The organism is Streptomyces xanthophaeus, from assembly GCF_000725805.1.
GTDB lineage: Bacteria > Actinomycetota > Actinomycetes > Streptomycetales > Streptomycetaceae > Streptomyces > Streptomyces xanthophaeus.
The window spans coordinates 1-26,258 of sequence record NZ_JOFT01000037.1 but is presented as its reverse complement, the minus strand read 5'-3'; the positions used below and the strand labels follow the sequence as shown (position 1 = coordinate 26,258).

The 26,258-nt window shown below is 73.3% G+C and carries 22 protein-coding genes; 7 read left to right on the top strand and 15 right to left on the bottom strand.

All coding sequences use genetic code 11. The annotated features are described in order from the left end of the window. Positions 1-32 precede the first annotated feature (32 nt). The 8 genes from IO30_RS0123005 to IO30_RS0122970 form a co-directional block, all read right to left on the bottom strand. On the bottom strand, positions 33-386 hold the full coding sequence (locus IO30_RS0123005; RefSeq protein ID WP_031145659.1) for a 4Fe-4S dicluster domain-containing protein: 354 nt from the start codon (positions 384-386) through the stop codon (positions 33-35). Continuing rightward, positions 383-1,954, bottom strand: a complete 1,572-nt coding sequence (locus IO30_RS47670) for an FAD-dependent oxidoreductase (RefSeq protein ID WP_031145658.1) — start codon at positions 1,952-1,954, stop codon at positions 383-385. Before IO30_RS47670 ends, IO30_RS0123005 begins: the two co-directional genes overlap by 4 nt. Further along, positions 1,951-3,291 (bottom strand): LLM class flavin-dependent oxidoreductase, encoded by a 1,341-nt coding sequence (locus IO30_RS0122995; protein ID WP_031145656.1) that lies wholly within the window; start codon positions 3,289-3,291, stop codon positions 1,951-1,953. The genes IO30_RS47670 and IO30_RS0122995 overlap by 4 nt, the downstream gene beginning before the upstream one ends. 69 nt (positions 3,292-3,360) lie before the next feature. Beyond that, complete coding sequence (locus tag IO30_RS0122990) at positions 3,361-4,416, bottom strand: ABC transporter permease (RefSeq protein ID WP_308443092.1); 1,056 nt, start codon at positions 4,414-4,416, stop codon at positions 3,361-3,363. Next, positions 4,413-5,234: an ABC transporter ATP-binding protein gene (locus IO30_RS0122985; RefSeq protein WP_031145652.1), complete on the bottom strand. Its 822-nt coding sequence runs from the start codon at positions 5,232-5,234 to the stop codon at positions 4,413-4,415. The genes IO30_RS0122990 and IO30_RS0122985 overlap by 4 nt, the downstream gene beginning before the upstream one ends. A gap of 8 nt (positions 5,235-5,242) precedes the next feature. Next, on the bottom strand, positions 5,243-6,277 hold the full coding sequence (locus tag IO30_RS0122980; protein WP_031145650.1) for an ABC transporter substrate-binding protein: 1,035 nt from the start codon (positions 6,275-6,277) through the stop codon (positions 5,243-5,245). Positions 6,278-6,318: 41 nt separating this feature from the next. After that, complete coding sequence (gene ssuE, locus IO30_RS0122975; protein ID WP_031145648.1) at positions 6,319-6,879, bottom strand: NADPH-dependent FMN reductase; 561 nt, start codon at positions 6,877-6,879, stop codon at positions 6,319-6,321. 141 nt (positions 6,880-7,020) lie between these two features. After that, a complete protein-coding gene (locus IO30_RS0122970) occupies positions 7,021-7,995 on the bottom strand; it encodes a TauD/TfdA dioxygenase family protein (protein ID WP_051902530.1) in 975 nt (324 codons plus the stop codon). Positions 7,996-9,289: 1,294 nt separating this feature from the next. Between IO30_RS0122970 and IO30_RS0122965 the strand changes: the two genes are divergently transcribed. The 4 genes from IO30_RS0122965 (at position 9,290) to meaB (ending at position 15,589) form a co-directional block, all read left to right on the top strand. Further along, positions 9,290-10,462 carry an ROK family transcriptional regulator gene (locus IO30_RS0122965; protein WP_031145644.1) on the top strand — a complete coding sequence of 391 codons (1,173 nt, stop codon included), beginning with the start codon at positions 9,290-9,292 and terminating at the stop codon, positions 10,460-10,462. Positions 10,463-10,524: 62 nt separating this feature from the next. Beyond that, positions 10,525-12,390 (top strand): methylmalonyl-CoA mutase family protein, encoded by a 1,866-nt coding sequence (locus IO30_RS0122960; protein WP_031145642.1) that lies wholly within the window; start codon positions 10,525-10,527, stop codon positions 12,388-12,390. Between the two features lie 7 nt (positions 12,391-12,397). Further along, positions 12,398-14,590: a methylmalonyl-CoA mutase gene (gene scpA, locus IO30_RS0122955; protein WP_031145640.1), complete on the top strand. Its 2,193-nt coding sequence runs from the start codon at positions 12,398-12,400 to the stop codon at positions 14,588-14,590. Positions 14,591-14,602: 12 nt separating this feature from the next. Then, positions 14,603-15,589 carry a methylmalonyl Co-A mutase-associated GTPase MeaB gene (gene meaB, locus IO30_RS0122950; RefSeq protein ID WP_031145639.1) on the top strand — a complete coding sequence of 329 codons (987 nt, stop codon included), beginning with the start codon at positions 14,603-14,605 and terminating at the stop codon, positions 15,587-15,589. A gap of 96 nt (positions 15,590-15,685) precedes the next feature. On the opposite strand, the gene IO30_RS0122945 is transcribed toward meaB, so the two are convergent. Then, positions 15,686-18,940, bottom strand: a complete 3,255-nt coding sequence (locus tag IO30_RS0122945) for an NACHT domain-containing protein (protein ID WP_031145637.1) — start codon at positions 18,938-18,940, stop codon at positions 15,686-15,688. A gap of 70 nt (positions 18,941-19,010) precedes the next feature. Beyond that, a complete protein-coding gene (locus tag IO30_RS0122940; RefSeq protein WP_031145636.1) occupies positions 19,011-20,012 on the bottom strand; it encodes an asparaginase in 1,002 nt (333 codons plus the stop codon). A 139-nt stretch (positions 20,013-20,151) separates the two neighbouring features. On the opposite strand from IO30_RS0122940, the gene IO30_RS0122935 reads away from it, so the two are divergent. Beyond that, a complete protein-coding gene (locus IO30_RS0122935) occupies positions 20,152-20,607 on the top strand; it encodes an Lrp/AsnC family transcriptional regulator (RefSeq protein WP_031145634.1) in 456 nt (151 codons plus the stop codon). A gap of 50 nt (positions 20,608-20,657) precedes the next feature. Here IO30_RS0122935 and IO30_RS45545 read toward each other — a convergent pair whose 3' ends face one another. Further along, entirely contained in the window at positions 20,658-20,813 is a 156-nt protein-coding gene (locus tag IO30_RS45545; RefSeq protein ID WP_157853361.1) for a hypothetical protein, read from the bottom strand. A gap of 293 nt (positions 20,814-21,106) precedes the next feature. Between IO30_RS45545 and IO30_RS42120 the strand changes: the two genes are divergently transcribed. Continuing rightward, positions 21,107-22,234, top strand: a complete 1,128-nt coding sequence (locus IO30_RS42120; RefSeq protein WP_051902527.1) for a hypothetical protein — start codon at positions 21,107-21,109, stop codon at positions 22,232-22,234. A gap of 99 nt (positions 22,235-22,333) precedes the next feature. Here the strand turns inward: IO30_RS42120 and IO30_RS0122920 are convergent, their stop codons facing one another. From IO30_RS0122920 to IO30_RS45540, 4 genes are all read right to left on the bottom strand, one after another. Beyond that, positions 22,334-23,116 (bottom strand): NAD-dependent epimerase/dehydratase family protein, encoded by a 783-nt coding sequence (locus IO30_RS0122920; RefSeq protein ID WP_037894895.1) that lies wholly within the window; start codon positions 23,114-23,116, stop codon positions 22,334-22,336. Beyond that, entirely contained in the window at positions 23,113-24,321 is a 1,209-nt protein-coding gene (locus tag IO30_RS0122915) for a macrolide family glycosyltransferase (RefSeq protein ID WP_051902525.1), read from the bottom strand. The genes IO30_RS0122920 and IO30_RS0122915 overlap by 4 nt, the downstream gene beginning before the upstream one ends. Further along, positions 24,302-24,970 carry a flavoprotein gene (locus tag IO30_RS0122910; RefSeq protein WP_051859545.1) on the bottom strand — a complete coding sequence of 223 codons (669 nt, stop codon included), beginning with the start codon at positions 24,968-24,970 and terminating at the stop codon, positions 24,302-24,304. The genes IO30_RS0122915 and IO30_RS0122910 overlap by 20 nt, the downstream gene beginning before the upstream one ends. A gap of 70 nt (positions 24,971-25,040) precedes the next feature. Next, a complete protein-coding gene (locus tag IO30_RS45540) occupies positions 25,041-25,181 on the bottom strand; it encodes a hypothetical protein (protein ID WP_157853360.1) in 141 nt (46 codons plus the stop codon). Between the two features lie 307 nt (positions 25,182-25,488). Between IO30_RS45540 and IO30_RS0122900 the strand changes: the two genes are divergently transcribed. Further along, the coding region (locus IO30_RS0122900; protein ID WP_031145625.1) for a glycosyltransferase at positions 25,489-26,258 on the top strand (770 nt) is incomplete at its 3' end.

Here is a 26,258-nt window from a genome sequence, read left to right as displayed (position 1 = left end):
GAGCACCTGGCTCCGGCGGGCCGCCCGCCCGCTCAGGAGATGATCGGCGGCGCCGCGGGGCCCAGTGCGGGACCGACCGCCCGCAGCGCACCGGGGGTCCGACCCTCCCCCCAGCCGATGTCGCGCCGGTAGCTGCCGAGCAGCCCCCGGCGCACCAGCCCCGCCTCGTCGCGTACGGCCGGGTCCTGCGGCAGCGGGCGGGTCAGCGGGGACACGAACAGCGCGTCCACCGGGCAGTTGGCCTCGCACAGGAAGCAGGTCTGGCAGTCCTCCTGCCGGACCAGCAGCGGTATCCCGTCGGGGCCGCGCTCGAACACGTCCGTCGGGCACACCTCCACGCACTTGTCGCAGGCTATGCAGCGTTGCGCCGATACCAGTTCGATCATGCCGCCACCTCCGCCCGGCTCCACGGCCGGTCCAGGCCGCCCACCGTGATCCGGTGGTGCAGCTTCGGGTCCTGCCCCGGGTGGTCCAGCCGCCTGGCCATCCCCCGGCTCTCGGTGCGGGCGAGCGCGGCGGTGTACATCCACCGCGCGTGGGCCGTCATCGCCGCCGCCTGCCGGGCCTTGACGAGGTCGGCCCCCTCCCCGTGCAGAGACGTCCGCAGCGCCGCCCAGGCCCCGTCGAGGACGCGCAGGGAATCGGCCAGCACCCGCCCGTGCCGCAGGTAGTTCTTGTCGTACGGGAGCACCTGCGCCTGTACGAGGGCCACCGCGTCCCGGTGGCCCCCCGCACCGCCCGCGGCCCCCGTGGGCCGCAGTCCGGCGCCACCCGCGCCGGTGACCGTACGGTGCGCCGCCCGGTCCGAACCGAGGGCGCGGGCGTACCCGGCCGCGCCCGCGCCCGCCCAGCTGCCTGAGGAGATGGCCCAGGCCGCGTTGTGGCTGCCGCCCCCTGTGAAGCCCCCGCATATCTCCTCGCGGGTGGCCGCGTCCCCGGCGGCGTACAGGCCGGGGACGCCGGTGGAGCAGTCGTCCGCGGTGATCCGGATGCCGCCCGTGCCGCGGACCGTGCCTTCGGCCAGCAGGGTGACGGAGAAGCGTTCGGTGAAGGGGTCGATGCCGAGCCGGTCGAAGGTGAGGAAGAAGTTGGGCTGCGCCAGGCGCATCGCGGCCCGCTCCTGCTCCCCGGCCCGGTCGAGCGTCGCGTACACCTTGGCCCCTGTGAGCAGTTCGCGGGCGATCGCCGAGCGGCCGCCCTGGCTGGCCGCGCCCTCCAGCACGCTGCCGTCCTCCTGGTAGAAGGTGGCGAAGGTGTAGAAGGCGGTCTTGGTGACGGAGGTCCCCTCGGGGGCGATCCCGTAGGCGTTGGAGAACTCCATCCCGGACAGCTCGGCCCCGGCCTCGGCGGCGAAGAGCGCCCCGTCGCCGGTGTTGGTGTTGGTGCCGAGGGCCCCGCTGAGGAAGGCGCAGCCGCCGGTGGCGAGGACCACGGCCCCGGCACGCACCCGGTACGGCTCGCGGGCCTGGCGGCGGTAGCCCGCCGCGCCCGCGACGGCGCCGTCCGCGTCGGTGAGCAGCTCGGTGACCGGGCTGTGGTCCAGGACGCGGACCCCCGCGCGGCGGATCCTGATGCGCATCCGCCGCATGTACTCCGGTCCCTGCAGGCCGCCGCGCAGCGGCTGCCCGTCGGGGCCGGTGGGGAAGGGGTAGCGGCCGGCGGCCGCCAGCTCGTTCATCCGGTGGTAGGTCTCGTCGAGGACCCGGGCCATCCAGCGCCGGTCGGCGAGGTACCCGCCGAGGCCCTCCCGGCTGGCCATGGCGGCCTCCCGGGCAGCGGGTTCGGGCGGGACGTACCAGACGCCGGTGCCGCCCGCGGCCGTGGCTCCGCTCGTCCCGCAGTAGCCCTTGTCGGCGAGGACCACCCGGGCCCCGGCCTCGGCGGCCTTCAGCGCGGCCCAGGTGGCGGCCGGTCCGCCGCCCACGACCAGGACGTCGGTCACCTGACCGGTCATGCGCCCTCCAGCGCGGCGGCGGCGTAGCGGTTGGCGGGCCGCGGCAGGCCGTAGTTCTCCCGGAGGGTGCGGCCGGTGTACTCGGTGCGGAAGAGCCCGCGCCGCTGGAGGATCGGTACGACGTGGTCGACGAAGTCGGTCAGGCCGGTGGGCAGGACGGGCGCCATGATGTTGAAGCCGTCGGCGGCGCCCTGGGTGAACCACTGCTCCAGCTGGTCGGCGATCTGCTCGGGGGTGCCGGCGAAGACCCGGTGGCCGCGGCCCGCGCCGAGGCGGGCGATCAGCTGGCGCAGGGTGAGGCCGTCGCGGCGGGCGAGCTCGGCGACGAGGGTGAAGCGGCTCTTGTTGCCGTTGATGTCCCGTTCCTCGGGGAGTTCGGGCAGCGGGCCGTCGAGCGGGAGTCCGGTGAGGTCGGTGCCGAGCATGCCGGAGAGCTGGGCGAGACCGTACTCGGGGACCTGGAGGTCGGTGAGCTGCTGCTCCAGGGCCTTGGCCTCGGCCTCGGTGGAGCCGATGACGGGGGCGATGCCGGGCAGGACCAGCAGGTCCCCGTCGGTGCGGCCGTACTTGGCGAGGCGGGACTTGAGGTCCTTGTAGAAGGTCTGTCCGTCGGCGAGGGTCTGCTGGGCGGTGAAGACGGCCTCGGCGTACTGGGCGGCGAACTCCTTGCCGTCCTCGGAGGAACCGGCCTGGACGAGCAGCGGGTGCCCCTGCGGGGAACGCGGCACGTTGAGCGGGCCCGCGACCTGGAAGTGCTCCCCGCGGTGGGCGGCGGGGTGGAGCCTGTCGGTGTCGGCGTAGACGCCGCGCTCCTTGTCGAGGACGATCGCGTCGTCCTCCCAGCTGTCCCAGAGCTTGGTGGCGACCTCCAGGAACTCGCGGGCCCGCTCGTAGCGCACCCGGTGTTCGAGGTGCTCGTCCCGGTTGAAGTTGCGGGCCTCGTCGACGGTGCCGGAGGTGACGATGTTCCAGCCGGCCCGGCCGCCGCTGATGTGGTCGAGGGAGGCGAACTTCCGGGCCGTGTGGAAGGGCTCGTTGAAGGTGGTGGAGACGGTCGCGATGAGTCCGATGTGCTCGGTGACGGCGGCGATCGCGGAGAGCAGCGTGAGCGGTTCGAAGCCGCCGAGGGCGTTGTAGCGGGCCTTGCCCCAGAGGGCGAGCCCGTCGGCGAAGAAGATCGAGTCGAGCTTCCCGCGTTCGGCGGTGCGGGCCAGTTCCTGGAAGTACCGCAGGTCGGTGACGCGTTCGGGGCTGCTGTCCGGGTGGCGCCAGGCGGCGTCGTGGTGCCCGGCGTTCATCAGGAAGGCGTTGAGGTGGAGGGTCCGGGGTGCGGTCATGTCTGTTCCTTGGAGTGAGGTACCGGGGTGGTGCGGGGGCCGCGTCCGGGGGTGACGGCGGCCGGGGCGTCAGGCCGGTACGCGCCAGAGGCTGAGGCGGCGTTCGACGGTGACCAGGAGCTGGTTGAAGGCCACGCCGATCGCGGAGATGGTGACGATGCCCGCGTACATCTGCGGGATGGCGAAGTTGAACTGCGAGGCGTTGATCAGGTAGCCGAGGCCCGCCTTGGCGCCGATCATCTCGGCGGCCACCAGGACGAGGATGGACACGGCGCCGGCCAGCCGGATGCCCGTGAAGATCGTCGGCACCGAGGACGGCAGGATCACCTTCTGGAACAGCCTCGGGGTGGACAGGTCCATCGAGCGGGCCAGCCGGACGAGGGTGGGGTCGGCGTTGCCGACGGCGCTGATGGTGTTCAGCAGGATCGGCCAGACGCAGGCGTAGACGACGATCGAGACCTTCGAGGTCTCGCCGATGCCGAGCAGGAGCACGAAGACCGGCAGCAGGGCCAGGGCCGCGGTGTTGCGGAACAGCTCCAGCAACGGGCCGAGGAACGCCGCGACCGGCCGGTACCAGCCGATCAGCAGGCCCAGGGGCACCGCCACGGCCACCGCGATCGCGAAGCCCCCGAAGGAACGGGTGAGGCTGGCGCCGACGTGCTCGCCGAGCTGTCCGTCGCCCAGCAGCTCCCACCAGGCGACGGCGACCTCGCTGACCGGCGGCAGGAAGGTGGCGTCGACCAGGCCCAGGCGGGGCGCGGTCTCCCACACGGCGAGGAGGCCGAGGACCGCCGCCGACCGGAGCAGGGCGGCGCGCAGCCACCGGAGCAGGGTCGCGGCCACGGAGGACGTCCGGGCGGGCGCGGCGCCCTTCCCGGCGCTCCGGCCCCGCTGCCCGGCGGGCGCGGCGGCGGGTGCGGCGGGCGCCGCCGGTGCATCCGGTACGGAGGGTGCGGGGGCTGCGGGGGCTGCGTCCGACACGGCTGCCGCTTGTGCCGCGGGTGCTGCGGCGGGTTCCGGCCGCCTCGCCGGGGGTGCCGGGGGCGCACCGGTGGAGGTGGCTGTGCCCGCTCCGGTCCCGGCCACGGTGGCGGCGGGCGCGGGGGTTTCGGTTCCGGTGCTCATACCGAGGCCTCTTCCTTCTCCAGTTGCTGGGCGCGGGCCACCTCGTCGTGGAGCAGGGTCCAGATCTCGTGGCGGTAGCGGGCGAACTCGGGGCTGGAGCGCAGGTCCTCGCCCGAGGCCCCGATGGCGCGGTCCCCGAAGGAGACCGGGACGACCTCCTTGACCCTGCCGGGACGCGAGGTGATGACGGCGACCCGCTGCCCGAGGTAGACGGCCTCCTCGATGCCGTGCGTGATGAAGACGACCGTCTTGCCGGTGCGCTGCCAGATGCGGCGCAGCTCGTCCTGGAGGGACTCGCGGGTCTGCGCGTCGAGCGCCGCGAAGGGCTCGTCCATCAGCAGGACGTCGGGGTCGTAGGCCAGTGAGCGGGCGATGGCCACGCGCTGGCGCATGCCGCCGGAGAGCTCGTGCGGGTGCCGGTCCTCGAAGCCGGCCAGTCCGACGAGATCCAGGAACTCCCGCGCCTTGGCGGCTCGTTGGCGGCGCGGCACCCCGGTGGCCTCCAGGCCGAACTCGACGTTGCCCAGGGCCGTGCGCCACGGCAGCAGCGCGTACTGCTGGAAGACGATGCCCCGGTCCAGGCCCGGTCCGGTGACGGGCCTGCCGTCGAGCAGGATCTGTCCCGAGGTCGGCCGGGTGAGGCCCCCGAGGAGGTCCAGGAGGGTGGACTTGCCGCAGCCGCTGGGACCCACGACGACCAGGAACTCGCCCGCCTCGATCTCCAGGTCGATGCCGTCGAGGGCGGTGAACTCCGCCTTCTCCTTCTTGTCCTTCGTCGGGAAGGTCTTGGTGACGGACTCGAACACGATCTTCGCCATGGCGGTCCTCAGCCCTTTCCGTTGCCGTTGAACTCGTTGGTGTAGAGGTCGGCGGCCTTCAGCTGCCCCGGCTTGATCTCGCCGCGCTCGCCGAGCCAGTCCAGCCAGAGCTGGAACTCCTTGTCGGATATCCGGCCGCCCGCCTCGGCGACCCCGTACGAGTGCCAGTACTGCAAGGTGGCGGTGTCCTCGTTGCGGCCGCGCTTCTTGACGATCTCCGTCATCCGCGCGATGACCTCCTCGCGGGGAGTGGAGCGGGACCAGTCGATGGCCTTGCCCACGCCGGTCACGAAGGCCCGTACGGTGTCCGGGTTCTGCTTGATGAAGCGCTCGGTCATGATGTAGGTGCCGGCGCTGAACGGGCCCAGCAGCTCCACGTCGGTGAACAGCGGGCGGATGCCGCCCACCGCGAGGGCCTTGTCGCGCAGCACCCCGGTGAGCACGCCGACCTCGATCTGCTTCTGCCTCAGGGACTGCTCGGTGTTGACGGGCGGCACCACGAGGGGCTCGACCTTGCCGGCGTCGGCCTTCGAGAGGCCGCCCCGGCTCAGGTAGATGTCGAGCAGCGCCTGGTAGTGGGCGCCGAGGGTGTTCATGCCGACCTTCTTGCCGATCAGGTCGCGGGCCGAGCGGATCGGGCTGTCCTCCAGGACGTAGTAGCCGCCGTAGGAGTGCTGGTCGGAGCCGTAGGAGGAGATGACGGCCTTGATGGGCGCCTTGGTGGAGGCGAGTTTGATGACGGCGCCGTTGAAGGCGCTGCCGAAGTGGGTCTGGCCGGTGGCGGCGGACTGGATGTCCTGCGGGCCGCTGATGGTGTTGCCGACCCATTCCAGGCCGACGCCGCCCAGGAATCCGAGGTCGGCGGCGAGTTCGGGAAGGGTCACCGCGCCCACGGCGCCCTGGTACTTGAGGGTGGTGACCTGCTTGCCGGATCCGGGGCCGCCGGCGGTGGCCGTGCCGCAGCTCACCGCGGCCGCCGAGATGCCGAGGAGGGCGAGGAACTGGCGTCGGGAGGTGGTGGTCGAGGTGAAGGCAGCGGGCATGGCGGATCCTTGTCGGTACGTACGCGGTGAAGGGTGACGGGCTACGGAGTGGTGGAGCTGAGCGCGGGGAGCCGGGTGGCCCGCAGGGCCTCGGCGAACTCGTCGACGGCCTGGAAGAGGTCCAGTTCGGCCTCGGGGCGCAGGCGGTCGGGGCCGGTGCCGCGTTCGACGGAGGAGTCCAGGACGAACCGGCCCGCGGTGACGTGCCGGGCGCCGAGGGCGGCGAGCACGGGGCGCAGGGCGTAGTCGATGGTCAGGACGTGGGCGAGGCTGCCGCCGGTGACCAGGGGCAGGACCGTCTTCCCGGCGAGGCCGTCCTGCGGCAGGAGGTCGAGGAAGGCCTTGAGCAGCCCGGTGTAGGAGGCCTTGTAGACCGGCGTCGCGATGACCACCCCGTCGGCGGCGGCGACGGCTTCGAGCGCCCGGCGTATCTCGGGCTCGCCTCGGCGGGCGGAGAGGAGGTCGGCGGCGGGGAGGTCGCGTACGGACAGGTGCGAGGTCTCGAACCCGGCGTGGGAGAGGCGGCGCAGCACGTGATCGGCGACGACGGCGGTACGGGAGTGGGCGGAGGGGCTGCCGGTGATGGCGAGCAGGTGGGGCACGGGGGCTCCTTGGGTGTCGTACGGGGAGCTGGGCGGCGGGCGGTGCGCTCCGGTCGGGGCCGGGCGGTGGGGTGCGGTGCGGTCAGGGGGTGCGGTGCGGTCAGGCGGTGCGGTGCGGTGCGGTCAGGCGGTGCGGTGCGGTCAGGCGGCTTCGGGCGCGGTGCCCGGATCGGTGCCGGAGGCGGTGGAGGCGCCCGAGGCGATGCCGAAGGCGGGGTCCGGGACGGCTTCGGGGCTGATCAGGCGGGACGGGACTCCGTCGGGGCCGACCGGGACGTCGCCGTCGACGGTGACCCGGCGCAGGGTGCGCTCGTGGTCGTCGGAGTCGTCCACGCCGTAGTGCTGGGTGGCGCGGTTGTCCCAGATCGCGACGTCGCCGGACAGCCACTGCCAGCGGACGGTGTTCTCGGGGCTCTCGACGTGGGACTGGAAGAGGTCCAGGAGGACGCGGGAGTCGCGGCCGGTGAGGCCCTGGATGCGCTGCACGAAGTTGCCGAGGAGCAGGGTGCGTTCGCCGGTCTCGGGGTGGACGCGGACCACCGGGTGCTCGGTGAGGAACTCGGTGGAGGTGAACACCTGGCGGTACTGGGCCAGGGCCTCGGGGAGCGCGTCGGGCTTGAGGGCCGCGTAGTCGTAGGCGTTGGAGTGGACGGCGCGCAGGCCGTCGGCGAGGGCGCGGAGCGGCTCGGGGAGGTGGGAGTAGGCGGTGGCGGTGTTGGCCCACAGGGTGTTGCCGCCGTACGGGGGGATGGTGACGGCGCGCAGGATGGAGAAGGCCGGGTAGGCCGGGACGAAGGTGACGTCGGTGTGCCACTGGTTGGCGCGGGCGCCGTGGTGGGAGTCGATGCCGAGGGCGTAGCGGCCGTCGGCGGAGGGGACGGTGGGGTGCGCGACAGGTGCGCCGAGGAGCTGGGCGAAGGCTTCGTGGCCGGCCTCGTCGAGGTGGTCCTGGCCGCGGAAGAAGACGACCTTGTGGGCGAGGAGGGCGGCGCGGATCTCGGCGACGGTGGCGGCGGGCAGGTCGCCGCCGAGGCGGACGCCGCCGATCTCGGCGCCGATGCGCCCGCCGATCCTGGTGACGGTGGTCTCGGTGGCGGTCTGGGTGGCGGTGGCCATGGGGACTCCCCTGGGCAGGGCTGCGGTATTTATTTCCGCAGCGGAAGAAATAGGGCTACGCGGAGGCGGACTGCAGTGAGGACGGAGAGGTGGGTGCGGCGCGATGCGGTGCGGTGCGTGGGGTGCTGCGCGGGCGGTCGCGGGCCGGGCGGCGGACCGGGAACGCGGAGTTCCCCGGTCCGGCTGCCTGCGCCGCAGGGCCTACCGGCCCGGCCCGGAAGGTCACGGGCCCGCGGCGCGGCTGGGGGCGGAGCTCAGGCCCGGCGCGGGGCCGGACAGCGGCCCGGACACCGGTCCGGCGCGGTACAGGGGCCGGGGGTGAGGAGCCGCGGGGCGAGGTGCTCGATCGCGGACATGGCTCGGAGCCTGTCAGCGAGCCCGCCGCCGGTCAACCCCCGCCGCCGGCCGTGCCGGACCCCCTCCCCGGAGCCCCCGGCACACCCCCCGCACCGGCCACGACCTGGCCTTTCCCGCCTCGCACGCGATCCGGCCACCACCCTCCGGGCGGCCGAAACGCGTGGCCTGATTTCACGGTCCCGCAACGCGACCGCCACGCCCCACCCCTCCACGGGCCGGGCCGGGCCGGGCTGAGCCTGGGCAGTGCCCGGTTGCGGAGCCTCCGGGTGGCGATGGCAGTGGCGGGGCGGATCCCGGGGCCGTGTCCGCGCGGCAGCCCCGGCAGGAGCGCGTGCCGCACCGCGGCCTCCGCCACAGCCGCCGCGCTCGGGGACGACCGGGGGCACAGCCCCCGCCAGACCCCCGGGCTCCGCGGCATCCAGCCGCGCGTACGCCCCGACCCCGTACGGTCTCCCGCGCCGCCCCACCACCGGCACGACCGGGGCGCAGCCGCCACGGCCGACCACGGACCGGGCGAGACCGCGCACCGCCGGCCGCGGGGGTGGACCCGGGGCGCGGACAACGCGCAGGGCTCCGCCACAGCCGCCACGCGCGGGGACGACCGGGGGCGCAGCCCCCGCCAGACCCCCGGGCTCCGCGGCATCCAGCCACGCGTACGCCCCGACCCCGTACGGCCTCCCGCGCCGCCCCACCACCGGCACGACGGGGGCGCAGCCCCCTACCCCCGGCTCCGCCGCAGCCTCCACGCGCAGGGCGACCGGGGCGCAGCCCCGCCGCGCACCCGGGGTCCGGCCCGGCCGTGCCAGCCCGGGCACGGACGCGGGCGGGCTGTGCTCAGGGCCCCGCCCCGGCCAGCCACGCCACCCGCACAGCCCCCCGCAGGGGTCCGGCATGATCGGGGGTGCCGCCGTACCCCCGAGGAGACCCCGTGACGTCCATGGCCGGTGACAGCCGGGCCGCCGCCAATGCCGCCGCCGTGCTGCGCACGGTGCTCGAGCACGGGCCCGTCGCGCGGAGCGGGATCGCCGGGCTGTGCGGGCTGAGCCCTGCCGCCGTGTCCCGGCAGACCACCGGGCTGCTCCGCGCCGGGCTCCTGCGCGAGCTGCCCGGCCCCGCCTCCGAGGGCGCCGGCGCCGGACGGCCCCGGATCCCGCTCGACCTGCACACCGGCCCCGTCGGCGGGCCCGTAGCCGTCGGGCTCCACATCGGGGTGCCGCTCTCCACCTTCAGCCTCGTCGACCTGCGCGGCCACCTGCTCGCCCGCCGGGCCTTCCCGCACCGGGACCCCCGCTCCCCCGGCCTCTCCCGCGACATCGCCGCGCAACTCGGCGCCTTCCTGCGCGAGTTCGACACCGGCCGCCCGCTGCTCGGCATCGGCGCGGCCCTCGGCGGCTGGGTCCGCCCCGGCGACGGGACCGTGGTCCGCCACGAAGCCCTCGGCTGGCGGGACCTGCCGCTCGCCGCCGAGCTCACCGACGCCCTGGACCTGCCCGTGTCCGTGGACAACCACGCCCGGGCCGTCGCCCACGCCGAGATGCTCTTCGGCCGCCCCGAGGCCCGCCGCAGCCTCGTCCACCTCTTCATCGGCAACGTCGTCGACGCCGCCTTCGCCATCGAGGGCACCGTGCACCAGGGCCCCGGCGCGGCCGCCGGTGACGTCGCGCACCTCCCGGTGCCCGGCTCGGAGGCCCCTTGCACGTGCGGCCGTACGGGCTGCCTCCAGGCGACCGCCTCCGACACCGCTCTCGGCGCCGAGGCCGTGCGCCGCGGCATCGTCCCCGACCCGTCCGTCCCGCTGCTCGTGGACGCGGCCGCCACCGGCGACCCCCGCGCCGACCGGCTGCTGCGGGAACGGGCCCGCGCCGTCGGCCGGGCCGCCGCGCTGCTCCTCGACGTCCTCAACCCGGCCGTCATGGTGGTGACCGAACTGTCGAGCCTGCTCCACGACGGCTACCTGGACGAGATCCGCGAGGCGGCCGCCGCCCTCTCCCGCGTCCACCGGGACCCGGGCCGGATCGTGAGCCCGTACGCCGGACCCGCCGTGCTGCCCGGCGCGGCGGCGACCGTACTGCTCCATCCGCTCTTCCGTGACCCCTCCCGGCTCAGGTGAGAGGGCGAGATCACATCCGGTGGTTATGGTCGTTCCCACAGCACCCCCCTAGCATTCGAGCCATGACGGTCCTGCCTGACGACGGGCTCTCCTTGGCCGCCGAGTTCCCTGACGCGACGCATGAGCAGTGGCAGCGCCTGGTTGAAGGCGTGCTGCGCAAGTCGGGCAAGGAAGTATCCGGCGAGGCCGCAGAAGACGCCCTGTCCACGACGCTCGAGGACGGGCTCACCACCCGCCCGCTGTACACCGCACCCGAAACGGCGGCCGACACCGGCTTCCCCGGCTTCGCTCCCTTCGTCCGCGGAGGCCGCGCCGAGGGCAACGCCGCCGAGGGCTGGGACGTACGCCAGCGTCACCTGGGCAGCGATCCCGTACGGGTGAACGAGGCCGTCCTCACCGACCTGGAGAACGGGGTCACCTCGCTCTGGCTCACGCTGGGCCGCGACGGCATCCCCTTCGACGGGCTCGCCCGCGCCCTGGAGGGCGTCTACCTCGACCTGGCGCCCGTCTCCCTGGACGCCGGAGCCGAATACGCCGACGCCGCCCGCGCCTTGCTCGCCCTGTACGCCGAGCGCGAGGTGGCCCCCGAGGCCGCCCGTGGCTGCCTGGGCGCCGACCCGCTGGGCCACGAGGCCCGTACGGGCGAGGCGCTCGGCCTCGACGACGCCGTCGAGCTGGCCCGGACGGCCGCCGCCGGCTACCCCGGGATCCGGGCCCTGGCCGTGGACGCGCTGCCCTACCACGAGGCCGGCGGATCGGCGGCCGAGGAGCTGGGCCTGTCCCTGGCCACCGGCGTCGCCTACCTGCGCGCCCTCACCGGGGCCGGACTCGGCACCGAAGCGGCGCTGGGACAGCTGGAGTTCCGCTACGCCGCCACCGCCGACCAGTTCCTCACCATCGCCAAGCTGCGCGCCGCGCGGCGCCTGTGGGCCCGCGTCGCCGAGGCCTGCGGGGCCCCGGAGGCGGGCGCCCAGCGCCAGCATGCGGTGACCTCGCCGGTGATGATGACCCGCCGGGACCCGTGGGTGAACATGCTGCGCACCACCGTGGCCTGCATGGCCGCGGGCGTGGGCGGCGCGGATTCCGTCACCGTCCTGACCTTCGACCACGAGCTGGGCCTGCCCGACGCCTTCGCGCGCCGCATCGCCCGCAACACCTCCACCATCCTGCTGGAGGAGTCGCACCTGGCCCGCGTGATCGACCCGGCGGGCGGCTCGTACTACGTCGAGCGCCTCACCGACGAACTCGCCCACGCTGCCTGGGAGTTCTTCCAGACCGTGGAGAAGGCGGGCGGCCTGGCCGCCGCCCTGCGCTCCGGCCTGGTCGCCGAGCGCCTCGCCGCCACCTGGGCGGAGCGCTCGAAGAAGCTCGCCAAGCGCCGCGAACCCATCACCGGCGTCAGCGAGTTCCCGCTGCTCGCGGAGAAGCCCGTCGTACGGGAGCCCGCGCCCGCGGGACCCGTCGGCGGCCTGCCCCGCGTCCGGCGCGACGAGGCCTACGAGACCCTGCGCGCCCGCAGCGACGCGCACCTGGCTGCGACCGGCGCCCGGCCGAGGATCTTCCTCGCCGCCCTGGGCCCGGCCGCCGCGCACACCGCGCGGGCCACCTTCGCCTCGAACCTGTTCCAGGCGGGCGGCATCGAGGCCGTGCACGACCCGGTGTCCGTGGACCCGTCGACGGCCGCCGCGGCCTACGCGGCGAGCGGAGCCGACGGCATGGCCGTGCTCTGCTCCAGTGACGCGCTGTACGAGGAGCAGGCCGCGGCGGTGTCCGAGGCCCTGCGCGCCGCGGGCGCCACGACCGTGTTCCTCGCGGGCCGTCCCGGCACCGCCGCACCGGCCGCGGACGAGTACGTCTTCGCCGGCTGCGACGCCGTCGCCGTGCTGTCCTCCGTCCTCGACCGGATGGGAGTCCCCCGTGAGCAGTAGGAGCAGCGTGAGCGGCACCGCAGTCCCCGACTTCTCCGAGCTCCCGCTCGGCGGACCCGGCGCCGCCGGTTCCGAGGACCAGTGGCGGTCGGCGGTGAAGGAGTCCACCGGCACCGCCACCGGCGACCTGCTGTGGGAGACCCCCGAGGGCATCGGCGTGAAGCCGCTGTACACCGGGCGGGACCTGGAGGGCCTGGACTTCCTGGCGACGTACCCGGGCGTGGCCCCGTACCTGCGCGGCCCGTACCCGACGATGTACGTCAACCAGCCCTGGACGATCCGGCAGTACGCGGGGTTCTCCACGGCCGAGGAGTCGAACGCCTTCTACCGGCGCAATCTGGCGTCCGGCCAGAAGGGCCTGTCGATCGCCTTCGACCTGCCGACGCACCGCGGCTACGACAGCGACCACCCGCGCGTGACGGGCGACGTCGGCATGGCGGGTGTGGCGATCGACTCGATCTACGACATGCGGCAGCTGTTCGACGGGATCCCGCTGGACAAGATGACGGTGTCGATGACGATGAACGGCGCGGTGCTGCCGGTCCTCGCGCTGTACATCGTGGCGGCGGAGGAGCAGGGCGTCTCCCCCGACAAGCTCGCCGGGACCATCCAGAACGACATCCTCAAAGAGTTCATGGTCCGCAACACCTACATCTATCCGCCGAAGCCCTCCATGCGGATCATCTCGGACATCTTCGCGTTCACCTCGCAGAAGATGCCCCGCTACAACTCGATCTCGATCTCCGGCTACCACATCCAGGAGGCCGGTGCGACGGCCGACCTGGAGCTGGCGTACACCCTCGCGGACGGCGTGGAGTACCTGCGCGCCGGGCAGGCCGTCGGCCTGGACGTGGACGCCTTCGCGCCGCGGCTGTCGTTCTTCTGGGCGATCGGCATGAACTTCTTCATGGAGGTCGCGAAGCTGCGCGCGGCCCGCCTGCTGTGGGCGCGCCTGGTCAAGCAGTTCGACCCGAAGAACGCCAAGTCCCTCTCCCTGCGCACGCATTCGCAGACCTCGGGCTGGTCGCTGACCGCGCAGGACGTCTTCAACAACGTGACGCGCACCTGCATCGAGGCGATGGCCGCCACCCAGGGCCACACCCAGTCCCTGCACACCAACGCCCTCGACGAGGCCCTCGCCCTGCCGACGGACTTCTCGGCGCGCATCGCCCGCAACACCCAGCTGCTGCTCCAGCAGGAGTCGGGGACCTGCCGCTCCATCGACCCGTGGGGCGGCAGCGCGTACGTGGAGCGCCTCACCTACGACCTCGCCCGGCGCGCCTGGCAGCACATCGAGGAGGTCGAGGCGGCCGGCGGCATGGCGCAGGCCATCGACGCGGGCATCCCGAAGCTGCGCGTGGAGGAGGCCGCGGCCCGCACCCAGGCCCGGATCGACTCGGGCCGGCAGCCGGTGATCGGCGTGAACAAGTACCGCGTGGAGAACGACGAGCAGATCGACGTGCTCAAGGTCGACAACTCCTCGGTGCGCAGCCAGCAGATCGCCAAGCTGCGCAGGCTGCGCGAGGAGCGCGAAGAGGCGGTCACGCAGGACACCCTGCGGGCGCTGACGAACGCGGCCGGGCGCGGCGACGGCAACCTGCTCGCCCTGGCCGTGGACGCGGCGCGGGCGAAGGCGACCGTGGGCGAGATCTCGGACGCGCTGGAGAAGGTGTACGGGCGGCACGCGAGCCAGATCCGTACGATCTCGGGTGTGTACCGCACCGAAGCAGGCGAGTCCCCGTCCGTGGAGCGCACCCGTGCGCTGGTCGACCGGTTCGAGGAGGCGGAGGGCCGCCGTCCGCGCATCCTGGTCGCCAAGATGGGCCAGGACGGGCACGACCGCGGCCAGAAGGTGATCGCGACGGCCTTCGCCGACCTGGGCTTCGACGTGGACGTCGGCCCGCTGTTCCAGACCCCCGCGGAGGTGGCCCGCCAGGCCGTCGAGGCGGACGTCCACGTGGTGGGCGTCTCGTCGCTGGCGGCCGGCCACCTGACCCTCGTACCGGCGCTGCGCGAGCAGCTGGCGGAGGAGGGACGCGAGGACATCATGATCGTCGTGGGCGGGGTCATCCCGCCGGCGGACGTCCCGACGCTGTTGGAGATGGGCGCGACGGCGGTGTTCCCGCCCGGAACGGTCATCCCGGACGCGGCCCACGACCTGGTGACGCGGCTGGCCGCGGAACTGGGCCACGAGCTGTAGGCGGCAGGCCGCATGCCCCCGAAGATCGACATCGACGTGTACGTGAAGGGCGTGCTCGACGGGAAGCGCGCGCACATCGCGCGCGCCATCACCCTCGTCGAGTCCACCCGGGCCGACCACCGGGCCCTGGCCCAGCAGTTGCTGACGGAGCTGCTGCCGCATGCGGGGCAGGCCCGCCGGATCGGCATCAGCGGGGTGCCGGGGGTCGGGAAGTCCACCTTCATCGACGCGTTCGGGACGATGCTGACCGGCCTGGGCCACCGGGTCGCGGTGCTGGCGGTCGACCCCTCGTCGAAACGGACGGGCGGCTCCATCCTCGGCGACAAGACGCGGATGGAGCGGCTGGCCGTGGACCCGGCGGCGTTCGTCCGCCCCTCCCCGTCGGCGGGCACCCTGGGCGGGGTCGCGAAGGCCACCCGGGAGTCGATGATCGTCATGGAGGCGGCGGGCTACGACGTGGTCCTCGTCGAGACGGTCGGCGTGGGCCAGTCGGAGACCACGGTCGCCGGAATGGTCGACTCCTTCCTGCTGCTCTCCCTGGCCCGTACGGGCGATCAGCTGCAGGGCATCAAGAAGGGCGTGCTGGAGCTGGCGGACGTACTCGCCGTCAACAAGGCCGACGGGCCGCACGAGCGGGACGCGAAGGCCGCGGCGCGCGAACTCGCGGGCGCACTGCGCCTGATGCACCCGGCCGACGCGGCCTGGACCCCGCCGGTCCTGACGTGCAGCGCACGCGAGTCGGCCGGGCTGGACGAGGTGTGGAACCGCCTCGAACAGCACCGGACCCTGCTGGACGCGGGCGGCCGGCTGGCGGCGAAGCGGGCGGCCCAGCAGGTGGAGTGGACCTGGTCGATGGTCCGCGACGAGCTGCTGGAGCGCCTGCGCGCCGACCCCGCGGTCCGCGACCTGTCCCCCGCCCTGGAAGCTGCGGTCCGCGCGGGCACCACGACGGCCACCTCGGCGGCGGACCAGATCCTGGCGGCCTTCACCCGCCCCTGACGGGGCGGGCGGGCCGCGCCCGGGACCGCCGGACGGCGGCCTGCCTGGTCACGCGGTCACGCAGTCACTCGGTCACTCGGTCACTCGGTCACTCGGTCACTCGATGATCAGCTCCACGGAGGGCGGCAGCAGTTCGGCGCCGCGGATCCGGTCCTCGCCCGTCTCCACGACGACGACGCGCAGGCAGGACAGCCCGGCCAGCGGTGCGAGGTCGATCTCCCCGCCCGCCGGGACGTCCCCGACGAACCGGAACTCCTCCAGCCCGGGAAAGGCCTCGGGCAGCCGGTGGACGGCCGCCTGCAGCACCCGTTCCCCGCCGCCGCCGGTGAGGATCAGCGTGACGACGCCCGGGAACACCGCCCCGGCCGGAAGGAACTCGAACGAGGCGGCGGAGACGGACAGGTGGACCAGGATGCCCAGCTCGCCCGTCTCCTCCCAGTCGGCGCGGGAGGCGGGACCGGCGGCCGCGGAGAGCACGAGGTACGCGAGGTCGGAGAACGCTCCGAGCCCCTTGAGCCCGTTCGTCGGCCTGAAGTCGCCGGACAGGCGCAGCAGTTGGAGGGGTGCCTGGGCCGGCAGGTCCTCGACGGACCAGGTCAGGCCTGCCGGGCCGGTCAGGGACAGGGAGGCCAGCCCGGTGAGCCGGGACAGCGCCCCGAGGGCGAGGTCCGACCGGTCGGTCACGAGGTCCAGCTGCTGCAGGGGCAGGTCCTCGATTCCGGAGAGGTCCGTCAGCTCCGGGCAGCGTCGGACGAAGAGCGTGTGCAGGTCGGACCGCCCCGCCAGGAGTCCCAGGTCGGGCAGGGTGGCCCCGGCCAGCCTGATCTCGGCGAGCCGGGACCCGGCGATGTGCACCGCCAGGGCTTCCGCGGACACCCCGCTCCTGATGTCCAGGCGGGCCGGCCGCAACCCGAGGCGCTCCAGGTGGTGCAGGTGCTCGTCGGACTGCACGGTGTAGGCGAGGTTGGTCGGGGCCAGGCGCGCGATGACCTCGTCGGCGTAGTCCGCGCCGTCGAACCGCGACCACGCCCACATGAGCTGGGACCGGACCATGAGGAAGGGGTGCCCGGCGAACCGGCCGAGGAAGGAGACGGCGGCGTCCGACGTGAGGTGGGAGGCCGCGATCACCACGTGGTAGGCGTCCCAGTCGTCGAGGCCCTCGGTGGGGAGCAGGCCGAGGATCAGCGGGCCGACCTCGGCCAGTGCCCGCGCCTGTTCCTCGTCCGCCGGCGGGATCAGCGTGGCGGCCCGGCTCTCCACGGCCTCGCGCACCTCGGGGGCGAGGCTCGTGGCGTGTTCCAGACAGGCGGCCGCGAGCAGGTAGACGCGGGAGCGGGTGCGCTGGTCGGGGGAACGGTCCCCCTGGGCGATCAGGTCACGGATGATCGTGACCCGTTCGGCGGGCCGGGCCTGGGCGACCGCCATCCGGATGACGTCCTCCCACTGGTCGTCGTCCGCGTGGGCGGCGAGCAGCCCGAAGTCGCCCTCCTCCACGGCGGCCCGCGCCCCGAGGAAGTCCTGGAAGGTGCGGTGGATGAAGTCCACGGTGCCGGGCGCCGGTTCCCGCAGGAGCCCGCTGCGCTGGAGGAAGTGCGCGAAGACCACCTCGGGCCCGCCCAGGGCGGCCGCCTGCGGGACCGAGGGCAGGGCCCGGGCGATGAGGTCCTCGGCCCGGGAACGGTCCATCTCCGTACGGCCGTTCTTGATGAGCCAGTACGCGAGCCGCTGGAGCAGGTCGAGCTGCGGCTCCTCCCGCAGGTGCGGGCCCTCCATGTCGCGTTCGCGGTCGCGGCGGCTCAGCAGCATCGAGAGGGCGGCCTCGTAGAGGTCCTTGCGGCCGTGCGGGAGATAGCCCCGCCGGTCCCGGTGGAGGGCGCAGATCAGCCCGCACATCAGGGGGTTGGTCGCGAGCCGGCCGAGATCGGGCTGGGTGCGCACGGCCGCCAGCAGCTGGGCCTCGTACTCCGGGAGGACGGCGTCGGCGTCCGTCCCGACCCGGGCCGCGCGGTGCCACCGCTTGATGAAGGTGGCGATGTCGGCGGGTCCCATGGCCGACAGCGTCAGCTCGGTGAAGTCCTCGTCGGCGAGCCAGTCCGCCGCCACGGCGGAGGGCCGCGAGGTGACCAGCCAGCGGTTGTCGCCGCCGTAGGTGTCCATCAGGTCCCGCAGCCAGCTGCGGGCCCGTCCGCGCTCGCGGTCGGGGATCTCGTCGATGCCGTCGACGAGGACCAGGCCCCGCCCGGCGGCGAGCACCCGGTGCGCCCAGCCGTCCGGCTGGACCGCCCCGAGCGGACAGCCCGCGGCGGACAGGAAGTCCTTGGGTGCGGGGAGCCGCTCGCCGTGGCGGGTCAGCGTGCGCAGGGGCAGGACGAAGGGGATCCGGTCGTAGAGGTACTCCATCTGCGGCGCGAGGTCCTGGCTTGCGGCCGTGACGGCCAGCCACTGCACGAGCGTGCTCTTGCCGGAGCCCGCTTCGCCCCGGAGCAGCACCCGGTGGCTGGCGCCCAGGGCCTGGTCGGCCCGCCGCGAGGCGAGGATGTCGTCCAGCGCCTGGAGCGCCAGCCTCTTGGCGTGCGGGAGACCGAGGCCGGTGACGGGCTCGTCGTGCAGGTCGTGCAGGTCCTGCCGGTCGTGGAGCCCGGGCAGCCGCGACGTCGCCTCCAGACTGAGGTACGCCGCGTCCAGCGGCCAGCGCGTCGGCGAGTTGCCGAGGTCGATGCCGTAGATCGTCAGCTTGCCGTGCTTCTTGCTCACGTACGGCAGGTAGTCCTGCTCGAACGCGGCGTCCTGCGCTCCCGGCAGCGGGTCACGGCGGATCAGCTCGTCGACCCTGGCGGTGAGTTCGGCGGTCCTGCGCGTCTGTTCCACCAGCGCGTGGGCCACGAAGGTCGAACGCTGCGTGAAGAAGTGCAGGATGTGCAGGCAGGCGGCGTCGAGCAGCCGCTCGTAGAAGTAGGTGGCGTCGGCGCTCAGTTCGCGCTCCGGGTGGCCGCCGGCGCGCCGTAGTTCCCGGGCGAAGGCCTCGGAGCCGAGCCGGACCGCGTCCAGATCGGTCAGGGTGATCTCCCCGAGGGCGTACAGGGTGGTGGCGAGTGCGTCGGCCACCGCCTGCTGCTCGTCCTCGGCGACCGGACGTTCCCCCGTACGGAGCGCCTGCCGGACCAGCTTGGCCGCCAGATCGCGGAGATCGGGCTCCCTCAGGGAGCGCTTCTCGCCGCGGAAGGACACGTAGCCGGAGATCCGGACCGGCCGGTCGACGAGACCGGCACCCGGACCTTCGGTGACGAAGAGCTTCTTGACCAGCGGGCCGATGGCCAGCGAGGCGAGCCGGACTGCAATCCCGGGTTCCATGCGTCCCCCTGTAGCACCATGACCGAGACCATGATCTTAAGGGAGCCGGGTACGGGTGCGCCCGGGAACGCTACGCGTCGACGAGTACGGGGCCCGCGGCGGCCAGCACCTCGCGCAGGACCTTGGTCCGCTCGGCCGCGTCGTCCGAGGCCAGCAGCGCGGAGAGCACCGCGATCCGGGCCTGTCCGGCCCGCAGCGTGCCCGTGGGCACGGCCCCGGCGGCGACCAGGTCGACGGCCCCGCCGTGCGTGTAGATCTCGGTGACCGGTCCGGCCATCACCCGGGTGGTCAGGGCGACCAGCACCCCGCGCGCGACGGCGGCCTCGACCGCCTCGACGATCTCCGGCGTGGCGTTGCCCGCGCCGGTGCCGACCAGGACGATGCCGCGCGCACCGGCCTCGACGGCCGCGTTCAGCAGCAGCGGGTCGCCGTCGGCGTGGTGCATGACCATGTCCACGCGGGGCGGGACCTCCGGCATCGCCGGCAGCGGGAGCGCCTCGGGGCGCTGCGGCGTGCGCAGCATGGTGACCTTGCCGTAGCCGATCTTCCCGAGGAGTTCCTTCGAGGGGTCGGCGAACGCGTCCAGCCCCACGGCCTGGGTCTTCACGGTGCCGCGGGCGGCGTGCACCCGGCCCGCGAAGGCGATCAGGACGCCGAGCCCGCGCGTGGTCGCGGCGGTGAGGAGGGCGTCGTAGAGGTTGCCCGGACCGTCGCCGTCCGCGGTGCCCATGGGCCGCTGCGAACCGGTGAACACCACGGAGCGCGCGTCGTGGTGGTGCAGGTCGACGAGGAAGGCGCTCTCTTCGAGGGTGTCGGTTCCGTGCGTGACGACGATGCCGTCCACGCCCGGGTCGGCGAACACCTCGTGCACGGTGCGCAGCAGGGTCAGCTGGTGGGCGGTGGTGAGCCGGGGGCTGTTCACGCTGAACAGGTCGACCAGTTCGACGGTGACGCCCTCGGGCAGCGGTGCGGTGGCGACGACCTCTTGGCCGTCGGCGTCCGCGGCGAAACCGGAGCCCTGCCAGCGGCTGGCTATCGTCCCGCCGGTGCTGATGACGACGATCCGTCCCATGGCCGTGGCCGCCCCTCTTGTCGTGCGCGAGTGATGTCTCGTACATATGTGCCGGAGGCAGCAATGATAGGGCGGTCTACGCGCAATGCGATTGCTTCTTTGGCCCCTCCTGTAACACCGGGTAGGGAATGATTGCGGCATGGATGCGATTGATCGAGATATCTTGCGCGAGCTCCAGGCAGACGGCCGGCTCAGCAACCAGGAGCTGGCCCAGCGCGTGGGCCTGACCCCGTCCCCCTGCATGCGCCGGGTGCGCCAGCTGGAGCAGGACGGGGTGATCCAGGGCTACCGGGCGGTGATCTCCCCGGAGGCGGTGGGCCGGGGGTTCGAGGTGCTGGTCTCCGTGGAGGTGCGCCGGGACCGCGAGGCGGTCGAGGCCTTCGAGGCGGCCCTGCAGGACATCCCCGACGTCATCGAGGCCTACCGGCTCTTCGGCAGCCCCGGCTGCCTGCTCCGGATCGCGGTCGCGGACCTGCGGGCGTACGAGCGCCTCTGGATCGAGCAGCTCACGGCCCTCTCGGGGGTCACCGAGGTCAACTCGCAGATCATCATGAAGCGCATCAAGGAACCGACCGGCCTGCCCGTCGGCCGCTGACCGGACGCCGGTACGGGCCGGCCCCGGTCAGGCTCCGGGCAGGCCGGCGGTCAGGCTCCGACCAGGTCGGCCTTGTTCATCGCGACCACGGCGTGCTGCGAGGACTCCGGCGCGCCGGAGGAGGAGGCGAGCTGGGCGGCGGCGCCGATGAGGATGCCGGTGGCGGCGAGCGCGAGCAGGACGAGGGATATACGGCGGTTGCGCATGGGTCCACTCCTGGGGTGCGGCGGGTACGGCGTCCACGGACGGGACGGCACCGCCCGGGGGGCGGCGCTTTCGACAGTAGGACGGCCCCATCGGCGGACGCGAGCACTCCGCGGAGGTGGCGGCCGGTCGTCCGGTTGCGCCTGGGGGAATGAGCCGGTCCTCGGCGGGATTCGGACGATCCCGAAGTGATATGCACCCTTCCGGGAGCAAACATCCCTCTCCCCCGGCAGCATGAAGCCCGCACATGTCATGACCTAGCGGGGTACTGCACCTGACCAGGGGGGAACACCACATGAGCAGAAGCACGCCCGCGGCCGCCGCCGCGGCCGCCGCCGTCGTCGTGGCCGCACTGCTGACGGCCGCGGGACCGGCCTCCGCAGCCGGGCCCGCGTCCGTCTGCAAACCCGACCTCAAGCACCTGCAGACCACGGCCCCGGGCGCGGGGAGCACGGTCCGGGCACTGGGGGCCGGGGACCTGGCCGTCGGTGAGTCGGGCGACCTGCCCGTGTACTGGCAGGGCACCCGCCTGTACCGGGTTCCGCTGCCGGCCGGCTGGACCCAGGGCAGCGTGCACGACGTCAACGCCAAGGGCCTGATGGCGGGGAAGCTCACCCGGGCCGACCGCAAGTCCGTCCTGTTCACGTACCAGAAGGGGGCGCGCGCGGTGCAGGTCCTCACCGCCCCCGCCGACCCGGCCGGGGGGACCGGGGGGATCGCCGTCAACGACGCGGGCCGGGTGGCCGGGGTGGACGGCGCGGTGGCGAAGCAGTGGCAGGACGGAAGGCTGGTGCGCGAACTCCCGCTGCCCGCGGGCGCGCAGCCGGGGACCCGGATCGACAAGGTCTCGGGCATCAACGAGCGGGGGGACATCGTCGGTTCGGCGTACCGCTGGCAGGAGCAGGACGGCTGGCCGAACATCCTCTACCAGTCGCACCCCGTCGTGTGGCCGGCCGACGGCGGACCGGCGTACGCGCTCCCGGGCGTCGACGAGAACAACCCGGCCCGCGAGAGCCACCCGGTCGGGATCGACGACCGGGGCCTCGTGGCCTCGGCGGAGGTCTCGTCCTGGCACGGCAGCCTGGACGCCGTCGGCTACGTCTGGCAGGCCCCGTACACCGCGGCGGCCACCGCCCTGCCCGGCCTCCCGGGCCAGGACGAGCTCCGGCACGCGGACCTCAGCCCGACCACGAGCCGCCTGGTCGGCACGGCGGTGACCTACCTGGACGGCGGCTACGCCAAACCCTCCCAGGCCACGTACCAGACCGGCCGCGGCCCGGTGAAGGTCCTCCCCGTCCCCGACCCCACGTCCGACGCCGCCGCGACGGCGGTCTCGGACGACGACCGGGTGGCGGGCACGATCGCGGGCACGCCGACGATCTGGACCTGCGCGGGCCAACAGGCCCGGCTCCCGCAGAACTGACCCCTCCACCCACCCCGTCCCGGTCGCCCGTCGGCGCCCGGGACGGGCACGCGGCGGGTGCGGCACCTTCACACCGGCAGCAGGCCCGGCATCGGAGCCTCAGACACCCCCGGCAAAGGCCGGCACGGCGCGTTCGCCGTCCAGCCGTCCCACGTAGCGGCTCACCAGGCCGTCCAGGTATCCGGGGCCGAAGCCGAACCCGGTCGCCTCGGGGACGAGCGTGCGCATGCGCTGGTTCGAGATGGAGAGCGTTTCCACGGGCACGTCGAGGAAGGCCCGTTCGGCGGAGCGGCCCACCGCCGCCTCCAGAGCAGCGACGATCTGGTCGACGGGGAAGGCGACCCCGGAGGCCACGTTGACCGTACGACCGCACACGCCGAGCGCGAGCAGCCGGTCCAGCACGGTGGCGAAATGGCGTACGTCCATCAGGTCCCGCCGGGCACCGCGGTACACCGTGACCGTGCCCGAGCGGACCTGGCGGACCAGCGAGGGAAGCAGCTGGGCCGGATTCTGGCGAGGACCCACGACATGGCTGAGCCTGAGCGTCAGCCACTGTGCTCCGGAGTCGGCCACGAGCCGCTCCATGGCCAGCTTGTGCTTCCCGTACGGGGACACCGGCTCGACCTGCTGGTCCTCGCGGCCCTCTCCCTCCCTGCCGTAGAGCCCGGTGGCCGCGGAGGACAGGAACACCATGAGACGGCCGTGCTCCCGGCACCTGCGCGCCGTCTCGGACACCAGGACGGCCTCGCGGCGGAACCGCTCGGGCGAGGTCTCCGAGGTGTTCGAGACGCCTGCGGCCAGAACGGTGGCCGGCATCTCCGGGGCGAGGTGGTGGCGGAGATACCCGGCAAGGAAACCCCCACCGATGATCTCCCCGGTCATACCGGGGGGAGCCGTCGCTCCACGGCGTCGGCCGCGACCGCCGCTCCGTTCAGGCTGCGGATCTCGTCGCGCATCGCACGCGCCCGGCGGCGCACCCCGTCGTGTGCGTGGACGGCGAGCACCGCACGGCGCAGGACGTCGGCGGTGACCGACCGCAGGGGCAAGGCCGTACCGAGCCCGAGTGCCCGTACCCGTGCTGCGGTGCCGGCCTGCTCGGGGAGCCGGGGGACGACGACCGACGGCACCCCGTGGTGGAGGCATTCCACGGTCGTGGCCATCCCCCCGTGGTGGACGACCAGCGATGCGTGTTCCATGACGTCCCGCTGGGGGACCCACCGGTGCAGTTCCACGTTGGGGGGCAGGGGTGAGAGGGCCACGGGGTCGGTACGGTCGCCGACCGCCATCACCACGTGCCAGTCCAGACCGGCGAACGCCTCGGCCGCGGTGCGGAAGAACTCCGGATGACCGTGGTCGAGGGAGCCCAGGGTGACCAGGGCGACCGGGGTGCCATCTGCGGGCGGCGTCCACCGCGGGGACTCCGGCGGGGGCGGCAGGGCCGGCCCGGCGAAGGTGTAGGCGTCGCCGAAGGTGTCCCCGTCCGGGTGGAAGGAGCGCGGAACCATGACGAGCCCTCCGGAGAGCGCCCCGTCCAGGTGCTCCCGCACCGGGGTGCCGATGCCCTCGTCGGCCAGGAAGCCGGAGAGGCCGGAGAGGAACTCGTCCGCGACCGGGTTCGCTCCGGGCGCGCCCGGAGCGGCGAGGGACCAGTGCCGGGGCGTGGCGAAGTACGTCCACACCTGCATCGACGGGATGCCCCACTTCGCGGCGAGCACGCTGCCGGCACCCGCCGGGTCCTCGGTGAGGACGAGGTCGGGGCGGTCCGCGTCGAAGTGCGCCTCCAGGACGGGCAGCAGGGCCCGGGCGTCGGCGAGGTACAGCAGGGGCAGCCGCCGGACGTCCGTGGGCCAGTGGGCAGGGTCCGCGGGCAGGGAGGAGCGGAAGACCACCGCGGTGGCCCCGGCCGCCTCGACCAGGGGGGCGAACTCTTCCGTCGTCGCGTAGCTGACCCGGACACCGCGGCGCACCAGTTCCGAGACCGGACCGAGCAGCGGGCCGATGTGGCTGTGGGCGGCGGCGGTGACGACCGCGACGTGCCGGCCGGGACCGCGGCTGCCGACGGCGCGGTCAGGAGGCGAGGCCGGCACCGCTCACCGCCCCGGGGTCCCCGTGCGGCAGGTCCTGCCGTGCGGCCCGCCGGGCGCGAAGCGCCTCCAGGCTCCGCAGCAGGGTGGGGAGCGTCTCCGGCTGGTTCCCGTCGTTGCGGCCCGTCGTCATGCTGAGCCCGGTGACCGGGGGCTGGAGCACGACGTTCTCACGGGCCGCGAGGCGTGCCCGGTGGTCCCGCATGGCGGCGCTCTCCCAGCCGCCGGGCGGCAGGGCGGCCGCGAGCGCGATGGGGGCCTGCGTGCACTGCAGCGCCATGGTCGCGGGGGTGTCCGCAAGGCCCTGCGCCAGTCGCGCGATGAAATGCATTCCCGCCGGATAAACGGCGATCGCGTCCGGCCAGCTTGCCAGCTCCACATGGAGTTTTCGGGCCTGCGGCTCCTCGGACCAGGCGTCCTCGAACACGAGACGATTGGTGAGCACCGAAAGCCCTTCGCGCGTCACGAAACGCTGCGCGGACCGGGTGAGCACAATTCGCATTTCCACGTCCGGGTAACTGACCTGAAACCAGTTGACCCAGAGAGGCAGGAACGCAACATTGGACGATCCGGTGCCGATCAGGAGAAGTCGCTTCACCCCGATGGGGGGAACCTTCATCGAAGGCATTCCCCAGTTCTCTTCATTTGCCATGTCGCACTCCGACCTCGTTGCACCTCCCGGGAGGCCGAGGCCTCCCGGGAGACGTCCATCAGACCGTTACTCAGCAACCGCACCAGGAGCAGCAGCAGGCGCAGAGGATGGCCTGGGCTTCCTTGTCGTCGGCCTCGACCTTGAGGAGGTCGTCCTCGGTCAGTGCGTCCAGCTCGAGAAGGTCGTCGGCGAGCAGCTCGGCGATGGGCATGGAGCCTCCTTGAATAATGAAATGGATTCTGCGGATGCGAAATGAATCAGCAGGACTCCCGGCGGGGCCGAAGAGCCGACGCCATCGTGTCCGAGGCGGTCCCTTGAATTCTTCAGCCCGCCAACTGGTTTCTCAGGCCCCCTGCCGGTATGACCCTCGCCCTTCACCTCAGACTCGGGTGCGAGGCGGGGTCTCAACTGCCATACCCTTCCGATGATTTCACCCGCCGTTGCGTACCGGACGCACGCGACCCTTTGCTACGGTGCCTTTCGAATACAGTTCTGCCCGTCCGGAAACAGGTGGCTCAATGTCCCACATTGCCTTCTTCAACATTCCTGGCACCGGCCATGTCAATCCGACGGCGGGGATCGTCGCGGAACTCGTGGCCCGCGGTCATCGCGTGAGCTATGCGGTGACGGCGAGCCACGGTGCCGAGGTCGAGCGGGCGGGTGCCACGCTCGTGCCGTACGAGACCGTGATGGGGAAGTTCCGGTCCACGATGACGGACCTGGAGGACAATGACCGTTTCACGACGGGCGACTTCGTCCAGGTGCTGCGCGGCCTCGTCCAGGAGACCGAAGCGGTCTACCCGCAGCTGCAGCGGGCCTTCTCCGGCGACCGCCCCGACGTTCTCGTCTACGACGGTCTCTCCGGCTGGACGGGCCGGCTCCTCGCGGAGAGCTGGGGCATACCCGCCGTACGCAGCATTCCCACACTGGCGGCCAATGAGCACTGGTCACTGGGCACCGACGGGGAGTACGCGGAGTTCGAACCGGAACACACCGGGCTGGCCTCCGTGTTCGGGGAGATCGGCTCGATGCTCGTCCGCCTCGGGGTGGACGGCTCCGCCCAGGAGTTCTTCGGCGGCAGCGAGTCGGGCCCGGCGCTCGTCTACATCCCGCGCGAGTTCCAGTTCAAGGGCGAGACGTTCGGCGAGGACTTCCATTTCGTCGGTCCCTGCTGGTCGGAACGCCGGTTCGACGGTGAGTGGGACCGGCCCGAGGACGCCACGGACGGGCGCCCCCTGGTCCTGGTCTCCCTCGGCACCATCCACAACGACAACACGGCCTTCTTCCA

Coding starts and splice junctions, on each gene's coding strand:
- IO30_RS45540 (WP_157853360.1), bottom strand. CDS start 25,181: ATGCCCATCGCCGAGCTGCTCGCCGACGACCTTCTCGAGCTGGACGCA.
- IO30_RS0122960 (WP_031145642.1), top strand. CDS start 10,525: ATGACGGTCCTGCCTGACGACGGGCTCTCCTTGGCCGCCGAGTTCCCT.
- IO30_RS0122920 (WP_037894895.1), bottom strand. CDS start 23,116: ATGACCGGGGAGATCATCGGTGGGGGTTTCCTTGCCGGGTATCTCCGC.
- IO30_RS47670 (WP_031145658.1), bottom strand. CDS start 1,954: ATGACCGGTCAGGTGACCGACGTCCTGGTCGTGGGCGGCGGACCGGCC.
- IO30_RS0122965 (WP_031145644.1), top strand. CDS start 9,290: ATGGCCGGTGACAGCCGGGCCGCCGCCAATGCCGCCGCCGTGCTGCGC.
- IO30_RS42120 (WP_051902527.1), top strand. CDS start 21,107: ATGAGCAGAAGCACGCCCGCGGCCGCCGCCGCGGCCGCCGCCGTCGTC.
- IO30_RS0122935 (WP_031145634.1), top strand. CDS start 20,152: ATGGATGCGATTGATCGAGATATCTTGCGCGAGCTCCAGGCAGACGGC.
- IO30_RS0122985 (WP_031145652.1), bottom strand. CDS start 5,234: ATGGCGAAGATCGTGTTCGAGTCCGTCACCAAGACCTTCCCGACGAAG.
- IO30_RS0123005 (WP_031145659.1), bottom strand. CDS start 386: ATGATCGAACTGGTATCGGCGCAACGCTGCATAGCCTGCGACAAGTGC.
- IO30_RS0122995 (WP_031145656.1), bottom strand. CDS start 3,291: ATGACCGCACCCCGGACCCTCCACCTCAACGCCTTCCTGATGAACGCC.
- IO30_RS0122910 (WP_051859545.1), bottom strand. CDS start 24,970: ATGGCAAATGAAGAGAACTGGGGAATGCCTTCGATGAAGGTTCCCCCC.
- IO30_RS45545 (WP_157853361.1), bottom strand. CDS start 20,813: ATGCGCAACCGCCGTATATCCCTCGTCCTGCTCGCGCTCGCCGCCACC.
- IO30_RS0122990 (WP_308443092.1), bottom strand. CDS start 4,416: ATGAGCACCGGAACCGAAACCCCCGCGCCCGCCGCCACCGTGGCCGGG.
- IO30_RS0122940 (WP_031145636.1), bottom strand. CDS start 20,012: ATGGGACGGATCGTCGTCATCAGCACCGGCGGGACGATAGCCAGCCGC.
- meaB (WP_031145639.1), top strand. CDS start 14,603: ATGCCCCCGAAGATCGACATCGACGTGTACGTGAAGGGCGTGCTCGAC.
- IO30_RS0122980 (WP_031145650.1), bottom strand. CDS start 6,277: ATGCCCGCTGCCTTCACCTCGACCACCACCTCCCGACGCCAGTTCCTC.
- IO30_RS0122970 (WP_051902530.1), bottom strand. CDS start 7,995: ATGGCCACCGCCACCCAGACCGCCACCGAGACCACCGTCACCAGGATC.
- IO30_RS0122945 (WP_031145637.1), bottom strand. CDS start 18,940: ATGGAACCCGGGATTGCAGTCCGGCTCGCCTCGCTGGCCATCGGCCCG.